The following is a 17,429-nucleotide window of genomic DNA, read 5'->3' on the forward strand; positions in this document are numbered from 1 at the left end:
ACATGGAGCAGTTGCACGCAACGCTTACGTCATCTGATTTTAAGGGAGCTATTATCTTGCCGGATGGCGCCTCCTTCAATGTGCAAAATTGTCCCAATCGATTCCTTTTGGAAATTGGATCCATCATTGACCAAGAGCAGAGCCGACTCCATCAGATATACTGTATTGATCGAAAAGATCAGCGACTTAAAGAAATGATGGTCGAGCGAAATGACGCTCAAATTTCAAAAGCTTGTGGAGATGACTATATCAGGACCACCTATACTGCTTCATATTCCGCCGAACTTGCAAGCCGTGTTAGCGAGGAGAAAGCAGCCAACCCACATTTATGGAACTGTCGGCTTATCCGAGACTATGCCATGGTTGGAGACAAGTTATCAAAAATATATTGGACAAAAGAATATGATGCGGAATGCTCGGATTTAAAATTGCAGCTTGACTGACCGCATCTTTAAGTCCCCATAGAAACATGGGTAAAATAATTGGCAAATACAAAAGGGTTGCACATTCTTGGGGAAATTTGAGGCCGTGGACAGTGCAACTATAAAACTACGGCCACTATTGCCAAGCTCAAAAGACTACTTCTCCCATTTTGAGCGGTTTGGGCCATAAGCCAACGATGACGTCCATCAAAGTTTGATGGACATCCATGTACTCAAGATCCAACCCGCGGCGGCGCCATGGCGCTGAGCTCAGGGCAGCAATCGTAGCTGCGTGCGATGAGCCCGGAGCTTCGGTGGCGGCCGTCGCCCAAGCTCGTTTCGACATGGCGTGCGCGCCCTGGCTGAGGCTGAACCGGCAGTCGGAAAGCGGCGAGTCGCAACGCAGGGCGGTCTTCATTCAAGCAACGACGCCCGTGCCGCCGCGTAGGCGCTAGCACGTGTTGGACCCGCGTTCCGCTGGCGTCGAAATCCTGACAGGGTCGATTCACCATGGCGACCTACACGGCTGCGGCCGGCGGCGGCAAATACACCGGCACCACCAGCGCGGACCAGTTCAACGGGCAAGGCGGCGCGGACTCCTTTTATGCCGGCGCGGATGTGCTGGTGTACCGGTTGGCCGAGAACGCGGGCTGCACGGACGTCTACAGCGGCGCCTTGGGGCTGGACACGCTGCGGCTGGAGTTCGCCGCGGCGCAGTGGGCCAGCGCGGTGGTGCAGTCGGAAGTGGCGCGCTACGCGGCGCACCTGGCCTCGGTGGTGCGCCTGAGTACGGGCGAGGTGTCCAGCGGGGTTGGGCGGGACTTCGCCTTCGACTTTGGCGGCGGCACGCGGCTTAGCGTGTCCATGGTGGAGACGCTGCAGGTGGCGGTGGACGGGCGCTTGGTGGAAGTGGACGCACCACGCATCACCGGCCACACCGACGCGGCCGTGGGCGAGGACGAAGGCGCGTCAGCGCAGCTTTCGGCGCAAGGCACGGTGGGTTTCAGCGACGTGGATCTGTTGCAGTCGCACACGGTGAGCGTGAGCGTGGTGGCGGGCAACGCGCTGGGTGGCAGCGTTACCGGCGTGGTGGCCGACGCGGCCACGGGCGACGGCCAAGGCCAGGTGGCGTGGAGCTACAGCCTGGACCGCGTCGCGGCGCAGCGCCTGGCCGCGGGGCAGACGGTGGTGGAGCGATTCAACGTCACCATCACGGACAGCAGCGGCAAGAGCGCCACGCAGGAAGTGAGCGTGAGCGTGACGGGCGCCAACGACGCGCCGGTGCTCAACGCCGACGGCAGCTGGCTCGTCACGCCGGCGGCCAACTACAGCGGGGCACTGACGCTGAGCTACGCCGTGAGCGACGGCGAGGCATCGACGTCCGCCACGCTGGGGCTGGCGCTGGCGCCTGTTGCCGATGCGCCGGCATTGACGGGGCCGCAGCCCCGGCTGATCGTGGGCAACGTGAACGTGCCCTATACGGTCACGAAGGCGCAATTGCTGCAGGGCTTCACGGACGGGGACGGCGATGCGCTGTCTCCCGTCAACCTTGCCTGTGACCACGGCACGGTGACCCAGAACGCCAACGGCACTTGGACCATCACGCCACATGCCAATTACGCCGGGCCTATCGCGTTGAGCTATGGCGTGAGCGACGGCACGTTCACCACGCCAGCCAAGCTGGGGCTGACGCTGGCCGTCATCAACCCGATGGAGCTGTCGGCCGTGGCCGAGGGGCGCGGTGGCTTCGCCATCGCCGGGCAGTCCCCGGACGACGCCAGCGGCCTCAACGTCAGGAGCGCGGGCGACGTCAACGGCGACGGCGTGGCCGACCTGATGGTGAGCGCGCCCGGCGCCGCCGTGGGCACGCGGCTGGGCGCCGGGCGCACCTGGGTGATCTTCGGCAGCACGGGCGGGGCGTTCCAGCAAAGCGCGGTGGACCAGCTCGGCACGGCCGGGGCGGACGCGCTCAGCGACGGCGGCACGGCGCAGACCCTGGTGGCCGGCGCGGGCGACGACACGCTCACGGCCACGGCTGCCAGCGTGCTACACGGCGGCGCGGGCAACGACCGCTTCGTCATCGACGCGACGATGGTGCAGGCGCTGCAGGCGCCGCTGGGCAGCGGCGGCAACGCGGACCGGCTCGCGCGCGTGGACGGCGGTGGGGGTTTGGACTCGATCGCGCTCTCAGGCGCGGGCCTGGCGCTGGACCTCACCAAAGTGGCCGGCGCGGCCGCGGGCGACACGGTGAACCTGGCCGACAGCGCGGGCACCGTGGGCTGGACGTCGGCCGGAACCAGCACCTTCAGCCGTGCCACTTACGCGATCTGGAGCCACAACACCGCGCTGGCCACGGTCTACGTGGCATCGGCGGTGGCGGTGATCTGATTCCAATTCGTTCTCCACACTGAAATGACCTCATCACACCCGCGCAGGCGGGTGTCCACGAGTACCGGGCGGCTTCCCGGCGTGCGTGGATGCCCGCCTTCGCGGGCATGACGGGAAAAATCTCAGCTTCGAACGAGAAGTCGAATGAGGCGGGCCACGATGTCCAGGGGAGCCGTTGCCTGACCATCGCAACGGCTTGCGGTGCCGGTGCCCGTCACCAGTGCCGCTTTTTCGTGCGCCTACTCCGGCTCGATGCCCGCGGCCTTGACCAGCCTGCCCCGCGTGGCGAGCTCCCCCCGCACCAGCTCGGCCAGCGCCTGCGGCGTGCTGGCGGGCGGCACCAGTCCGGCCTGCTCCAGGGACGAGCGCACGGCATCGTCCGCCAGGGCCTTGTCGATCTCGGCGTACAGCCGCGCCTGGATAGGCGCGGGCAGGTCGTAGGCAAACCTGCGCGCCAGGTCGACGTTGGTGGCCTGGGTTGGCGCAGCGCGAGCTGCCATCAGCGGCAGGCTTGCCAGCAGCGCCAGCACGCCTCGGCGGTGCAGCCTTGTCAAATTCATGGGCGCCTTTCGTGCAAAACGGCTGCAGCGCAACGGCTGCAGCGCCGTCGTCGCCACGGAGACCCCGGGCGCGCGACGGCGCATGCGTATGGAGGAAGAGAAGGGCGCAGCGTGACCCGCCGCCCGCCCTTCAGTGCGCCAGGAAGTCCAGCACCATGCGGTTGAACTTGTCGGCGTGCTCCCACTGCGCCCAGTGGCCGCAGCGGCTGAAGACGTGCAGCTCCGCGTTCTGCAGCCCCGCCACCAGGCGCAGGCCCGTGTCCAGCGGCACGAAGCGGTCGTCGCGGCCCCAGATCACCAGCGCCGGCGCCTTGATCTCGCCCAGGCGGTGGCCCACGTCGGGGAACTGCTTGGGGTTGGCCTCGGCGCTCTTGACGAAGTTCTCCAGGTGGTCGCGGCGCGTGAGCATGTTGTCCAGGCGGGCCTGGAACAGCGCTTGCGTGAGGCTGCTCGTGTCGTACACGAACACGCTCATCATGCGCTTGAGGTTCTCGATGGTGGGCTGCCGGTACAGCGCGCCGATGAGCTTGATGCCCTCGGTGGGCATGGGCACGAAGGAGCTTGCGCCGCCGGTGCCGCCGCCCATGAGGATCAGCTTGCCCACGCGCGCGGGGTTGGCGAGCGCGAAGGCCACGGCGCTGTGCCCGCCCATGGAGTTGCCGACCAAGTGGGCCTTGTCCAGGCCGATGGCGTCCATCAGCCCCTTGAGGGCGCGGGCGTTGAGCTCGGAGCGCGAGCCGGTGCACACGATGGGGTCGCTCTTGCTCCAGCCCGGGCAGTCCATGAGGAGGACGCGGTAGCCCGCGGCTACCAGCGGCTCGATGTTGCGGTTGAAGTTGGCCCAGCCGCTGGCACCGGGGCCCGACCCGTGCAGCATGACGACGGTCTCGTCGCCGCTGCCGCAGTCGTTGTAGTGGAGCTGGAGATCGAGGTCGCCTTCCTGGATGCGCACGAAGCGGCTGGTGGAGGCTTCGGTCAGGGGGGTGTTGCTCATGGCGTGTCTTTCAAAAGGTGGAGAGCGATCAGGCGGCTTGCGCGGCCGTGCGGCCCTTGTCGCGGGCCTTGAGCAGGTCCAGCGCCACGTCCACGATCATGTCCTCCTGGCCGCCGACCATGCGCCGCCGGCCCAGCTCCACCAAGATGTCCACGGTGGAGAGGCCGTACTTCCTCGCCGCGGCCTCGGAGTGGCGCAGGAAGCTGGAGTACACGCCCGCGTAGCCCAGCGCCAGCGTCTCGCGGTCCACGCGCACCGGGCGGTCCTGCAGCGGGCGCACGATGTCGTCGGCCGCGTCCATCAGCCGCATCAGCTCCGTGCCGTGGTTCCAGCCCAGGCGCTCGGCCGCTGCGATGAACACCTCCAGCGGCGCGTTGCCCGCCCCAGCGCCCATGCCGGCCAGGCTGGCGTCGATGCGGTCGCACCCTTCCTCCACCGCGACGATGGAGTTGGCCACGCCCAGGCTCAGGTTGTGGTGCGCGTGCATGCCCGTCTGCGTCTCGGGTTTCAGCGTGTCCTTGAAGGCGCGGAAGCGCTCGCGCACGTCCTGCATGCCCAAGGCGCCGCCCGAGTCCACGACGTAGCAGCAGGTGGCACCGTAGCTTTCCATGAGCTTGGCCTGCTCGGCGAGCTTTTGCGGCGTGGTCATGTGGCTCATCATCAGGAAGCCCACGGCTTCCATGCCCAGGTGGCGCGCGTACTCGATGTGCTGCCTGGAGATGTCGGCCTCGGTGCAGTGCGTGGCTACGCGCACGATGCGCGCGCCGGCCTCGTAGGCGGCCTTGAGGTCGTGCACGGTGCCGATGCCCGGCAGCAGCAGCGTGGCGATCCTGGCGTGTTTGACCACGCTGGCCACGGCCTCGATCCACTCCAGGTCCGTATGGGCGCCAAAGCCGTAGTTGAAGCTGCCGCCCTGCAGGCCGTCGCCGTGGGCGACCTCGATGGAGTCCACCTTGGCGTCGTCCAGCGCCTTGGCGATCTGCGCGGCCTGCGCCACGCTGTACTGGTGGCGGATGGCGTGGCTGCCGTCGCGCAGCGTCACGTCGGAGATGTAGAGCTTCTTGCCGTTCATGGTGGTGGTCTCCTTCAGGCCGTGAGCGGCTGCAGCAGCTTGGCCGCCATGCTCTCGGCGGTGCGCAGCGCGGCGCTGGTCATGATGTCGAGGTTGCCGGCGTAGGACGGCAGGTAGTGCGCGGCGCCTTCGACCTCCAGGAAGATGCTGGTCTTCAGGCCCGCGATGCGGCCCACGCCGGGAATGAGGAGCGGCTCTTCAATGCGGTCGAACTGCACCCGCTGCTTGAGCCGGTAGCCGGGCACGTAGGCCCGCACGTCGGCGGCCATGCGCTCGACCGAGGCGGCAATGGCGGCCTCGTCGGCGAAGTCCGAGAGCGTGTAGACGGTGTCGCGCATCATCAGCGGCGGCTCGGCCGGGTTGAGCACGATGATGGCCTTGCCCTTGGCAGCGCCACCCACAGCCTCGATGGCCTTGGAGGTGGTTTCGGTGAACTCGTCGATGTTGGCGCGCGTGCCCGGGCCGGCGCTCTTGCTGGAGATGGAGGCGACGATTTCGCCGTAGTGCACCTTGGCCACGCGGCTGACGGCCGCCACCATGGGGATGGTGGCCTGGCCGCCGCAGGTGACCATGTTGACGTTCCTGGCGTCGAGGTGCTGCTCGCCGTTGACCACGGGAATGCAGTACGGGCCGATGGCCGCGGGCGTGAGGTCCACCATGCGGATCCCGGGCTTGAGGCTGCGCAGGAAGGCGTCGTTGCTGACGTGCGCGCCGGCCGAGGTGGCGTCGAACACGATGTCGATGTCTGCGAACTGCGGCAGCCGTGCCAGGCCTTCGACGCCCTCGTGGGTGGTCGCCACGCCCAGGCGCGCGGCGCGCGCCAGGCCGTCGGAGGCCGGGTCGATGCCCACCATGGCGCCCATTTCCAGGTGTTTGCCGTGGCGCAGGATCTTGATCATCAGATCCGTGCCGATGTTGCCGCTGCCGATGATGGCGGCCTTGAGCTTGGTGCTGTTCATGGGTGGGTTCCTCAATCGACGGACGCGCCGCTCGTCTTGACCAGCGCGCTCCAGCGCGTGATCTCTTCCTTCATGAAGCTGCCGAAGGCTTCGGGGCTCATGGGCATGGGCTGGAGGCCCTGGTCGGTGAAGCGCTTGACCACGTCCGGGCTGCGCAGCGCCTTGGCCAGCGACTCGTTGAGCCGGGCCACGGCGGGCGCGGGCGTGCCGGCCTTGACCACGGCGCCGAACCACACGCTGGCGTCCACGCCGGTGGTGCCCAGCTCCTGCAGCGTGCGCACCTCGGGCAACTGCGCCGCACGCTTCGTCGCGGCGATGGCCAGGGGCTTGAGCTTGCCGCTCTGGATCAGCGGCGCGGTGGTGATGACGGGGTCGAACATCAGGTCCACCTGGCCGCCCATGAGGTCCTGCAGCGCCGGCGCCGAGCCCTTGTAGGCGACGTGGTGGAAATCGCCGCCGCTGCGGCTGCGGTAGAGCTCGCCCAGCAGGTGGCCGATGGAGCCCACGCCCTGCGAGGCGAAGTTCAGGCCACCGTCCTTCTTCTTGCTGGCGGCCACCAGATCGGCTACCGAGTTGACCGGGCTGTTCTTGGGCACGACCAGCACCAGCGGCGAGGAGATCAGCGCCGTGACGGGCTGGAAGTCCTTGAGCGGGTCGTAGGTGAACTTGCGGAACAGCGTCGGGTTGACGGCGAACATCTCCGTGGCGGCGATGAAGAGCGTGTGGCCGTCGGCCGGTGCGCCCTTGACGGTCTGCGCGGCAATCTGGCCGCCGGCGCCGGGCTTGTTGTCCACGATGACGGTCTGGCGCAGGTCCTCCTGCAGCTTGCCGGCCAGCACGCGCGCAATCTGGTCCGTGACGCCGCCAGGCGGAAACGGCACGACCAGCGTGACGGGCTTGCTCGGGAAATCCTGGGCGACGGCCGCTCCGGCCAGCGCCAGGGTGGCCGCGGCGGCCAGCGCACCCAGGGTGAAACGACGGGTAGGGTTCATGGCGAATCCTTTGGGGTGGTCTCTGAAGAGGTGTCAGGCGGCGGAAAAGCGCGCGCGCACGCTGCCCACGCCCTCGATGCGGGCCTCGAAGCGGTCGCCCGGCTGTACGGCGACCATGGGGCCCAGGGCGCCGGTGAGCACCAGGTCGCCCGCGCGCAACGGCTGGCCCAGCGCGGCGAGCTTGCGTGCCAGCCACACGGCGGCGTTGAGCGGGTGGCCCAGGCAGGCCGCGCCGCTGCCGCTGGAAACCGTCTCTTCGCCGCGCGCCATGGACATGGCGCACAGCTTGAGGTCCAGGCCGTCGAGCTTCGTGGGCACGCCGCCCAGCACCACCAGTCCGCTGGAGGCGTTGTCGGCCACGGTGTCCGTGTAGCGGATGTTCCAGCGCGCGATGCGGCTGCCCACGATCTCGATGGCCGGCAGCACGTAGGCCGTGGCGTTGATCAGCTCGACGAGCGTGGTGTCGGCGGCGGGCAGGTCGCGCGAGAGCACCAGCGCCACCTCGGCCTCGACCTTGGGCTGCAGCGTGCGCGACAGCGGCACCTCCTCGTCGTCGCCATAGAGCATGTCGGCGAAGAGGGTGCCGAAGTCGGGCTGGTCCACGCCGAGCTGCTTTTGGACAGCGGGCGAGGTCAGGCCGATCTTGCGGCCGACGATGCGCCGGCCCTGCGCCAGCGCATGCTCGACGTTGGCCTGCTGGATGGCGTAGGCGATGCGGCCTTCGGGGTCCGGGCCGATCTCGTCGCGCAGCGGCTCGACGGGCTCGCGTTGGGACTCGGCCTGGCGCAGTCGCTGCGCCCATTCGGTGATGCGGGGATCCATGTCTTCTCCTGGGTGGTTCAGGCCTGCAGGCACAGCAGGCCGAAGCCGGCGATGTATTCGGGGATGGCCTGGTAGTGGCGCAAAGTGCAGCGCGGTTCGCGGCCGGCAGGCAGCGCGCTGCGCGCCACCAGCCAGCTCTTGGATTCGTGGGCCGAGAGGCCGGCCTCGCGCTCGATGCTGTCCTCGCTGAGTGCGCACAGCGCATCGAGCGCGGCGCCGCCGGTTTCCAGCGCATCCATCCAGCGCGCGTCCCAGGCCGGGTTGAGCGGCTTGATGGAGCCGTCCCCCGCGGCCAGCGCGCGGCCCGCGGCCATCACGCGCTGGGTCTTGGCATCGCGCTCGGCCGGCGTGGGCTCGCAACGGAAGGTGATGCGCTCGCGCACAGCCGGGTCCGGATGCGCCAGCGTGGGCACCGGCGGCTCGTGCGAGAGGCCCCCCGAGCCGATGAGCAGCGTGCGCTTGGGGCAGTCGTCCAGGAAGCGGCCGATGGCCTGGCCGAGCTGGCGGCAGCGGCGAAGGCGCGGGATGCCCGGCTGGGCCACGGCGTTGACGAACAGGGGCAACACCGGCGGCGTGTCCAGGCTGCCCCACATCAGTTGCAGCGCCTGCGCGAAGCCGTGGTCCACCTGCATGCGGCGCGAGACGGCGAGGTCGAAGTCCTCGTCCATCAGGCGCTCGGCCAGCGCCAGCGCCATGTCGGCGTCCACATGCAGCTTGCCGGGCGGCGTGAGGTAGTCGCCCACCGAGCGCGCGGCCGTGCCGATGCAGAACGGCGGCATCAACTCGTTGAAGAAGCCGTTGTAGTGGTCGGGCGCCACCAGCACCACGAGCTCGGCCCTGAAGGCCTGCACCTGCTCGCGTGCCTGCGCGATGGCGTTTTGCAGCGCGGCCTCGACCGGCGCCGCCACCGGGTTGAGGCCCATCAGCGGCGAATGGGACAAGCCCAGGAAGGCGCGGTCCATGCTCATGCGGCCTCCGCCAGCGCAGGCAGCGATGCGGCGGCGGGCTGCGCCACCAGCGGCATGGCCATCACGTCGGCCAGCGCGCGGGTGGTGGCGTCCACTTCCTGCGGCGAGCACAGGGCGGCCACGAAGCGGTCCGGGCGGATGAAGACCACCTAGCTGGGCTGCTGTGCGAACCAGGCCTTGAGCCGGTTGCCCACGTCGCCGATGCAGGTCACGCCGCGGCGGTGGTCGCCGTGGTGCGCCATCTGTACCGCGGGCTTGACGGTGATGAAGCGCGCCCCCAGTCGCTCCCAGAAGGCCCGCGACGGCGCGCTCATGCCGTGGGTCGGGTCGGTGCCCCAGGCCACGATGGCGAAATTCAGGCCGACCACTTCGTCCAGCAGCCGCGCCTGTCCGTCCGCGCAGAGCACGCGGGGCTGGATGAACATGCGCCCCACGGCGGTGCCCTCGTCGGCCTGCCGGCCGTGGACGAGGCGGTGCACGGGCGAGCCCTCCTTCTCGGCCATCAGGCCGAGCAGGCGGCCCAGGGCCGAGCCGCCCGCGCGCTCCAGCATCCGTGCCAGCAGCCCGTTGGGCGCCGCCGCGACACTCGTCAGCACGGCACCCTGCCGGTAGCGCGGCATGGGCTTGAAGCGCATCTCGACGATGTAGCGCTTGGCCGAGGGCAGCCGGTTGAGCGCCAGCGTCAGCCCGTCGCGCAGCTTCGCGCCCCAGCGGCTTGGGGGCGCGAAGATGTCACCCGCAACCTCCGAGAGGTGGATCATCGAGCGTGCATGGCTGCGCCGCTCCTGCGTGTAGCTGTCGAGCAGCCGTTCACCGGCCAGGCCCTTGACCACGTGCGCCAGCTTCCACGCCAGGTTGCTGGCGTCGCGCAGGCCACTGTTGTAGCCCTGGCCCTGCCACACCGGCATGATGTGCGCCGCATCCCCCGCCAACAGCACGCGCTGCACGCGGAACGTGGCCGCCAGCCGCGCGTTGTGCGTGTAGACGCGCTTGCGGATGTAGTCCACCTTGTCGGGATCGGCCACCACCTGGCGCATGAGGCGCGCCATGTTCTCGGGCCGGGACAGCTCTTGCTCCGTCTCGCCCGGCATCACCATGAACTCGAAGCGCCGGATGCCGTGCGGCAGCGCTGCCGAGACGTAAGGGCGCTCGGGGTCGCAGTGCATGTAGACGTGCGGCGTGCCCAGCGGGTCGTTGCGCACGTCCACCACGATCCACTGGTTGGGCTTGGTGCGGCCCTCGAAGGGCACGTCCAGGCCGCGCCGGATGAAGCTGTTGCCGCCGTCGCAGGCCACCAGGTAGCGCCCACGCGCCTGCCGCGCCGCTGCGGCACCCTGGAGCTGCAGCGTCACGCCGGCCTCGTCCTGCGTGAAGGACGCGACCTCGTGGCCGAACAGCACCTGCACGTGCGCGAAACGCGCCAGGCCCTGGAAAAGGAGCTCGTCGATCTGCGGCTGGATGAAGGCGTTGCGGCGTGCCCAGCCGAACTCGTCGGTGCGCGGGTCGATGTCGGCAAAGCAGCGCCCGCTGCCGGTGACGAAGCGCATCGCATGGTCGGGCGTGATGTGCGCCTGCACCTGCGCGGCCAGGCCGGTGGCCTGCAGCGTGCGCAGCGACTCGTCGTCGATGCCGATGGCGCGGGGGTAGTCGATGATGCGGTCAAGCTTCTCCACCACCAGCACCCGCACGCCGTAGAGGCCCAGGGTGTTGGCAATGGTCAGCCCGACCGGACCGGCGCCGACGATGAGCACGTCGGCGTCGAAGCGGGTGGGGTGGGTGGACACGGCGGTCTCCTTCAGGATCCGAGCGGCGTCGCGCCGCGGTGGCCGCAATGTCCTTGCGCTGGATCAATGCGTAAACTGCGTGCACCAGGTGCACGTTTGCGCCTGGGTTAACCCGGAGCAAAGCCCGCCATGCCCTCCACAGCCGGCGACGACGACGAAGGCATCTACAAGGAGGTGCGCGGCCTCTCGCGCGGCCTGGCGGTGCTCAAGGCCTTGAACCGGCTGCCCGGGGGCATCGGCAGCACCAGCGAGCTCGCGCGCCTGTGCGCGCTGGACCGCACCACCACCAAGCGGCTGCTGGAGACGCTGCGCGCGCAGGGCTTCGTGCGCCAGGGCGAAAAGGAAGGGCAGTACTACCTGACCTTCGAGGTTCGGCGGCTGAGCGAAGGGTTCGAGGACGAAGCGTGGGTGGCGCGCATTGCTTCGCCGGCCATGCAGGCCGCCGTGCGCGAGCTGGTCTGGCCCTGCGACCTGGGCACGGCCGAGGCGGGCTTCATGGTGGTGCGCGAGTCCACGCACCGCTGGAGCGCGCTGTCGCAGCACCGGGCCATGATCGGCGAGAAGATGCCGCTGCTGGAGACGGCCATTGGACGCGCCTACCTGGCCGCGGCCGACGAGGCCGAGCGCGAGGCGCTGCTGGAATTGCTGCGCCGCCGTGGCGATCGCCTGGGCGAGCTCGCGCGCGACGGCGCCTTCGTGCAGCGCCTGATCGCGCAGACGCTGGAGCGCGGTTACGCCATCAACGAAGGCGAATGGCTGCAGCAAGCCGACTTCGCCGCCGTGGCCGTGCCGGTGCATGCCGGGCAGCGGCTGCTGGCAGCACTGAACCTGGTCTTCCCCAAGGCCGCGGTTTCCGAGCGCGATCTGCAGGAACGCTTCGTGCCGGCACTGCGGCGCTTGGGGGACGCCATCGGCCGCGGCAGCCGGGCGTGGATCGAGTAGTCGATGGCAGCCTCCGACCGAGGCGCCGTGTCCGCGTTAGCCGTCCGACCACTACGAAAGTGCCCGCGCCAGCGAAGCCAAGTCGTAGGGCTTGCGCATGACGGGGAAGCCTCGCGCCTTGGCCGTGTCGGCAGCGTCGCTGTAGCCTGTTACGAGCAGGATGACGAGATCCGGCTGCACGGCTCTGGCGCGGTGTGCCAGCTCGACGCCGTCGAGGCCACCAGGCATGACGATGTCGGAGATGAGCAGCCCCGGACGAAAGCCGTCATGCAGCAGCGCCAGTGCCACGGACGCATCCGAGGTCTGGCGCACGATGCAGCCGCTTGCGCGAAGCAGCTGTGCAGAGGCCTCCCGCACATCGTCGTTGTCGTCCACCAGCAGCACGACCTGGCCCGTCCGCAGCGGGTGGGCGGCTCGCGGCGAGAGGTCGTGATTCGTCGGCTCGGCATGAATGGGAAAGGACATGGTGACTGCCGTGCCGCGGTCTGGCTCACTTTCCACGCTGACGCTGCCGCCGCTGGCGGACACGAACCCATGCACCTGCGGCAAGCCCAGACCGGTTCCCTTGCCGGGCTCCTTGGTGGTGAAGAAGGGCTCGAATGCCCGTTCGCGCAGCTCCGCCGTCATCCCGTAGCCGGTGTCGCGTACCTGGATGTCGATGCTCACCGTGCCATCGGGGCGTGGAACCTGTCGCACCCCAATGGCCACTTGCCCACCCTCGGGCATGGCGTCGCGAGCGTTGGTGACCAGGTTGGTCAAGGCGATCTCAAGCTCCAGAGCGTCCACCGCGATGTGTGGCAGACCCGGCTCGACGTCGATGAGAAGCTCATGCCGCTTTGCCAGCAGCGCCCGCAGGCCTTCGGCGATGGAGAGGAATATCTCGGTCAGGTCCAGCGGCCGGGCGTTGTGATGGCGCCGGCCCGACAGCAGCGTGAGCTGGCGGGTGAGCGCCTCTGCCTTGCGCACGTTGCGCCGGATCACTTCCACATCGGCGTCGACGGCGCTGCCTGCGCGTCGCTGCAAGAGCGCCAGGCGCGCGATGACGACTTGAAGGATGTTGTTCAGGTCATGTGCCAGGCCGGCCCCCAGCTGCCCAACCGCTTCGAGTTTCTTGGCTTGTGCGAGCTTGACCTCCGCGCTCTCGCGGCGATGGATCTCCGCCTGAAGCCCTTCCGTGCGAAGTTGAAGCATGGCAACCGTGCTGGCCAGGTCCATCTGCAAGTTGCGGAAGTGCCTTGCCAACAGCACCAGCACGACGGCGTTCGCAATGACGCCCTCGACCCGGGTGGCGTACCAGGCCAGCGTGTACCTGCCGCCGCTGAACGTGCTCAGCCAGACAGCGGTGGCTTCAGCCACCAGCACAAAAACCAGCCAGACAAATATGGAGCGGCTCCAAAGCCGCAGCCGCCAGATCATCAACACGGCGGCAACCGCCAGCACTGCCGCCGCATACGACCCCTGGCGGCTGAGCGCGCTGAACATCTCTCGGCCGGATACGGTTGCCAAGGCTGCAGCGTCCGTCAGTTGGGAGGCAAAGAAGAACGCAACCGCCGACAAGACGGCCAAGACAGACGGCAGCGAGCTGGTTTTGCTGCGTGCGGCCATCTGGTCCCGGGATGAGGCCAGGACAGCCCAAAGAACGAATCCTGCAAAGCCGGCCCGCCAGGCGATGAACAACAAGCTCACCGCATGCGGCGATCCAACGACAGCCCGGTCATCGAGCACCGCGCCAGGGTAGGTCAGCACGTGAGCCATCGCCATCAGGGCGCCAAAGAGATAGGCCGCAGCAATGATGGCGTGCGAGCGCGGTTGTCTTGGCGCTGACGCCAGCAGCCAAAACGTGGCCAGGTCGATTATGGCGGTCGCTGTCCCGTACATGCCACTGATGTGAGGAAGCGGCGCGAAGGGATGCGCGGCGAACGGCAGCATCAGCGCAGCCAATCCAAGGACTGCGATGGTCAGCAGCAACACCAATCGCTGCTGTGAGCGGCTCGCCAGATCCTCTACGACGTCCGAATGTGTCACGGTGATGTGCGCTTCCTATGCCAGGGCGCGCGGATTGTCGCTTGCGCGTGGCTTGCGCTTCCGACGCGCTTGGCGCGGGGAGTTTCTGCACGAATGAGGCGCTGCGCGGGTGGTGCACGGGTAGGAATGGCCCATTTGGTGAAAGGCAGCCGCGCGTAAACTGCTGGTCTACATCAATTCAGTCCCGGCATTGCTGCCCGCACAGGCGAGCCCTACGGTGCTCCGGGGACGGCGAGACGGCAGGAGGCGTGATGGGCTGCTCCGCGGTATCTGCAGTGCGTGCGCCGACATGAATGCGCTGCCGGCCGCGCACGCATCGCCGCTGCGGTGGCCTGCGGTGCTCTTGATGGTGGGGATCGCGTGCGCCGGCATGGCTTGGCAATGGCAGGTGCGGGCCAATGCGGAGGAGGAGAACGCGCGCTTCTCCGTGGTCGTCGAACGCGCTGCCGAACGCTTGCGCGGCCGGATGCAGCTTTACGAATCCGGCGTGCGCAGCGCGCGGGCCGTCGTGCTGGCGGCCGGGGCCGAGGCCATCACGCTCGAACAATTCCGGGCGGCCGTGGACTCTTTGGCGCTGGAGCAGGAGTTCCCGGGCGCGCGCGGCTTGGCTTATGCCCGCCGCGTGGAGGCGGGCCGGGAAGCGGAGTTCCTGGCGGCGCGGCGCCGCGAGATGCCGGACTTCCACATCCGTGAGCTGGCGCCGCATGCGGACGACCATGTCGTGGTCCAGTTCATCGAGCCTTTGCCGCGCAACCTGGATGCCCTGGGGCTCGACCTGGCGTCCGAGCCTCGCCGGCGCGACGCGGCGCGCGCGGCGTCACTGAGCGGCCAAGTCCAGCTGAGCGCGCCACTGCGGCTGGTGCAGGCTCGCCACGAGGGCGAGCGCGCGTTCCTGCTGATGCTGCCCATCTACGAGGGCGCCATGCCTGGCGATGCCCGGTTGCGCGAACGCCGGACCCTGGGCTGGAGCGTGGTGCCCATGGTGGCCGAGGAGGTGCTGAAAGACTTCGACGACGACCGCGGCGCCTTCGCGATCACGCTGACGGACGTCACGCAGCCGCAGGCACCGGAGCGCTTCTTCACCTCGGCGACGTGGTTCGCGCCGGTTCCCCACACGCTGGTGCGGCAGGCGACGATTCGGTTGGCCGGCCGGGACTGGCTGGTGCAAGCCCAGGCGCTGCCGCCCTTTGTCGAGCGGCTCAATCTGCGCTCGCCCGTCAACCTGGCGGGCGCCGTGGTGACGCTGTCGGCCTTGCTGGCGCTGCTGCTGTACGGCGGCCTGCAGGTCGAGCACGAGCGGCGCCTGGTACGGCGCGAGCGGACGGTGCGGGCTGCCGTGGTGGACAGCGCGCAGGACGCCATCGTCATCCACGGCCTGCAAGACGAGATCCTGGGCTGGAACGCCGCCGCCGAGCGCCTGCTGGGCTGGCAGGCGCACGAGTTGCGAGGACAGCGGCTGAGTGACCTGATGACGCCGGCCGAGCTGCGCGAGGAACAGCGCCGCGCGCTGGAGCGCGTGCAGCAAGGCGAGCCGGTGACGCCTTTCGACAGCGTGCGGCTGGACCGCAGCGGCCAGCGCCTGGACGTCACCGTGTCCATGGCCCCGATCCGCGACGAGCAGGGCCAGGTGGTGGCCGTGGCCACCACGCTGCACGACATCCGGGCCCGCAAGGCGGCGCAGGCGCGCATCGTCGAGCTCAACGCCACGCTGGAGCAGCAGGTGCACCAGCGCACGGGCGAGTTGCAGTCCATCCTGGACTGTGCGGCCAGCGCCGTGGTGGCCACCGACCTCCAGGGCCGCATCACGATGTTCAACCCCGCGGCCGAAGCGATGTTCCGCCTGCCGGCAGCCCAGGCGCTTGGGCGCTCCGTCCTGGACTTTTGCGACCCGCGGGAGCTGGAACACAAGGCCCAGGCGATGCCCAGCGACGTGAAGGCGCATGCGAGCGCACTGCCGCCGGCCTTCAGCGAGCCCATGCACCGCACCGACCCGCCGCCCGCAGTTGACGCCGGCCAAGGCCCGCGCAGCGACTGGACCTACGTCCGCGCCGACGGCACGCGCTTTTCCGGCTTGCTTGCCGTGAGCGTGCTGCGCGACGCGCAGGGCGAGGCCCGCGGCCTGTTGAGCGTGATCAGCGACCTCACCGAGCGCAAGTCCATGGAGGCGGCCCTGCAGCAGCGCACCGAGCAGGCCGAGTCCGTCAGCCTGGCCAAGAGTGCCTTCCTGGCACACATGAGCCACGAGTTGCGCACCCCCATGAACGCGATCCTCGGACTGGCGCACCTGCTTGGCCAGGACGGCCTGGCGCCGCGCCAGGCCGAGCAGGTGGCCCGCATCGACGACGCGGCGCGGCACCTGCTGTCCATCATCAACGACGTCCTGGACCTGTCCCGTATCGACGCTGGAAAACTGCGGCTGGAGGAACGCGACTTCCAGTTGTCCGCGCTGCTTGAGCAGGTGCGCTCCATGGTGGGCGAGGGGGCCGCAGCGAAGGGGCTGAGGCTGGAGATAGAGGCTGATGAGGCGGCGCCGTGGCTGCGCGGCGACGAGACGCGGGTGCGACAGGCGCTGCTCAACTATGCGGGCAATGCCGTGAAGTTCACCCGGGCCGGCCACATCGTGCTGCGGGCTCGGCTGCTGCAACAGCGTGAGGACGGCGCCCTGCTGATGCGCTTCGAGGTCGAGGACACCGGCGTGGGCATCGATGCGCAGCAGGTCGCGCGACTGTTCGAGGCCTTCGAACAGGCCGACACATCGACCACGCGCGAGCACGGCGGCACGGGGCTTGGCCTGGCCATCACGCGGCGCCTGGCCGAGCTCATGGGCGGCAGTGCCGGCGCACAGCCGCGCGAGGGCGGTGGCAGCATCTTCTGGTTCACGGCCTGCCTGGGCCGTGGCGCCGGTGTGCAGCCTCGCGAGGAGGCCCGGCCGCTGCGGGCCGACGTTGAACTGCGCAAGCGCCACGCCGGCGCGCGGGTGCTGGTGGCCGAGGACAACATCGTCAACCGCGAAGTGGCGCTGGCATTGCTGCGTGCGGTGGCGCTGCGGGTGGACTTCGCGGAAGACGGCCAGGCCGCCGTGGAGGCCGCCCGCCGGGCGCCCTACGACCTGGTGCTCATGGACATGCAAATGCCCGTCATGGACGGGCTGCAGGCCACGCGGGCATTGCGCGCGCTGCCCGGGCTGCAGTCCCTGCCGATCCTGGCCATGACGGCCAACGCTTTCGACGAGGACCGCAACGCCTGCCTGACCGCGGGCATGGACGATTTCGTGGCCAAGCCGGTGCAGCCCCAAGCCCTTTACGCGACGCTGCTGAAGTGGCTCGACCGCCGCGATGCCGCCACCGCCTGAATGGACTGCAGCGCCGGCCCGTCAAACCGGAGCGGGCTATTTGTGCCTATTTAGCGACGGCCCTATCTGTAACGCCTGCTGTTCGTTGCTGAAGGTGCAGGGGTGCCACTGCCCGCTCATTGATGGTAAAAACTGATCCCCTTCAATGC

Annotated in this window: 12 protein-coding genes and 1 pseudogene; 4 read left to right on the plus strand and 9 right to left on the minus strand. The window is 68.7% G+C overall.

Annotated features, from left to right (window positions below; all coding sequences use genetic code 11):
- Both SM757_RS23185 and SM757_RS23190 read left to right on the plus strand, forming a co-directional pair.
- Positions 1 to 443: hypothetical protein (locus SM757_RS23185; RefSeq protein ID WP_322467206.1), on the plus strand; the 443-nt coding region annotated here is incomplete at its 5' end.
- 489 nt (positions 444 to 932) lie between these two features.
- On the plus strand, positions 933 to 2,810 hold the full coding sequence (locus SM757_RS23190; protein ID WP_322467207.1) for a tandem-95 repeat protein: 1,878 nt from the start codon (positions 933 to 935) through the stop codon (positions 2,808 to 2,810).
- A 239-nt stretch (positions 2,811 to 3,049) separates the two neighbouring features.
- Here the strand turns inward: SM757_RS23190 and SM757_RS23195 are convergent, their stop codons facing one another.
- The 8 genes and pseudogenes from SM757_RS23195 to mhpA all read right to left on the minus strand — a co-directional run bounded on the left by SM757_RS23195 (position 3,050) and on the right by mhpA (position 11,009).
- The gene (locus SM757_RS23195; protein ID WP_157118875.1) at positions 3,050 to 3,370 is read right to left on the minus strand and encodes a hypothetical protein; all 321 of its coding nucleotides are present in this window, start codon (positions 3,368 to 3,370) and stop codon (positions 3,050 to 3,052) included.
- Between the two features lie 130 nt (positions 3,371 to 3,500).
- A complete protein-coding gene (locus SM757_RS23200) occupies positions 3,501 to 4,364 on the minus strand; it encodes an alpha/beta fold hydrolase (RefSeq protein ID WP_066335440.1) in 864 nt (287 codons plus the stop codon).
- Positions 4,365 to 4,392: 28 nt separating this feature from the next.
- Positions 4,393 to 5,436: a 4-hydroxy-2-oxovalerate aldolase gene (gene dmpG, locus SM757_RS23205; protein WP_322467208.1), complete on the minus strand. Its 1,044-nt coding sequence runs from the start codon at positions 5,434 to 5,436 to the stop codon at positions 4,393 to 4,395.
- Positions 5,437 to 5,450: 14 nt separating this feature from the next.
- A complete protein-coding gene (locus SM757_RS23210; RefSeq protein ID WP_322467209.1) occupies positions 5,451 to 6,395 on the minus strand; it encodes an acetaldehyde dehydrogenase (acetylating) in 945 nt (314 codons plus the stop codon).
- Between the two features lie 11 nt (positions 6,396 to 6,406).
- On the minus strand, positions 6,407 to 7,387 hold the full coding sequence (locus SM757_RS23215) for a Bug family tripartite tricarboxylate transporter substrate binding protein (protein ID WP_322467210.1): 981 nt from the start codon (positions 7,385 to 7,387) through the stop codon (positions 6,407 to 6,409).
- 33 nt (positions 7,388 to 7,420) lie between these two features.
- On the minus strand, positions 7,421 to 8,209 hold the full coding sequence (gene mhpD / locus SM757_RS23220; protein WP_322467211.1) for a 2-keto-4-pentenoate hydratase: 789 nt from the start codon (positions 8,207 to 8,209) through the stop codon (positions 7,421 to 7,423).
- Between the two features lie 17 nt (positions 8,210 to 8,226).
- Positions 8,227 to 9,177: a 3-carboxyethylcatechol 2,3-dioxygenase gene (locus SM757_RS23225; protein WP_322467212.1), complete on the minus strand. Its 951-nt coding sequence runs from the start codon at positions 9,175 to 9,177 to the stop codon at positions 8,227 to 8,229.
- Positions 9,174 to 11,009: pseudogene (mhpA, locus tag SM757_RS23235) on the minus strand (bifunctional 3-(3-hydroxy-phenyl)propionate/3-hydroxycinnamic acid hydroxylase MhpA). Before mhpA ends, SM757_RS23225 begins: the two are co-directional and overlap by 4 nt.
- Positions 11,010 to 11,090: 81 nt before the next feature.
- Between mhpA and SM757_RS23240 the strand changes: the two are divergent.
- Positions 11,091 to 11,903 (plus strand): DNA-binding transcriptional regulator, encoded by an 813-nt coding sequence (locus SM757_RS23240; RefSeq protein WP_322467214.1) that lies wholly within the window; start codon positions 11,091 to 11,093, stop codon positions 11,901 to 11,903.
- Between the two features lie 51 nt (positions 11,904 to 11,954).
- On the opposite strand, the gene SM757_RS23245 is transcribed toward SM757_RS23240, so the two are convergent.
- A complete protein-coding gene (locus SM757_RS23245) occupies positions 11,955 to 13,874 on the minus strand; it encodes an ATP-binding protein (RefSeq protein WP_322467215.1) in 1,920 nt (639 codons plus the stop codon).
- Between the two features lie 424 nt (positions 13,875 to 14,298).
- Between SM757_RS23245 and SM757_RS23250 the strand changes: the two genes are divergently transcribed.
- Entirely contained in the window at positions 14,299 to 17,280 is a 2,982-nt protein-coding gene (locus SM757_RS23250; RefSeq protein ID WP_322467216.1) for a CHASE domain-containing protein, read from the plus strand.
- Positions 17,281 to 17,429: the final 149 nt, after the last annotated feature.

Source organism: Azohydromonas lata, assembly GCF_034427735.1.
GTDB lineage: Bacteria > Pseudomonadota > Gammaproteobacteria > Burkholderiales > Burkholderiaceae_C > Azohydromonas > Azohydromonas lata.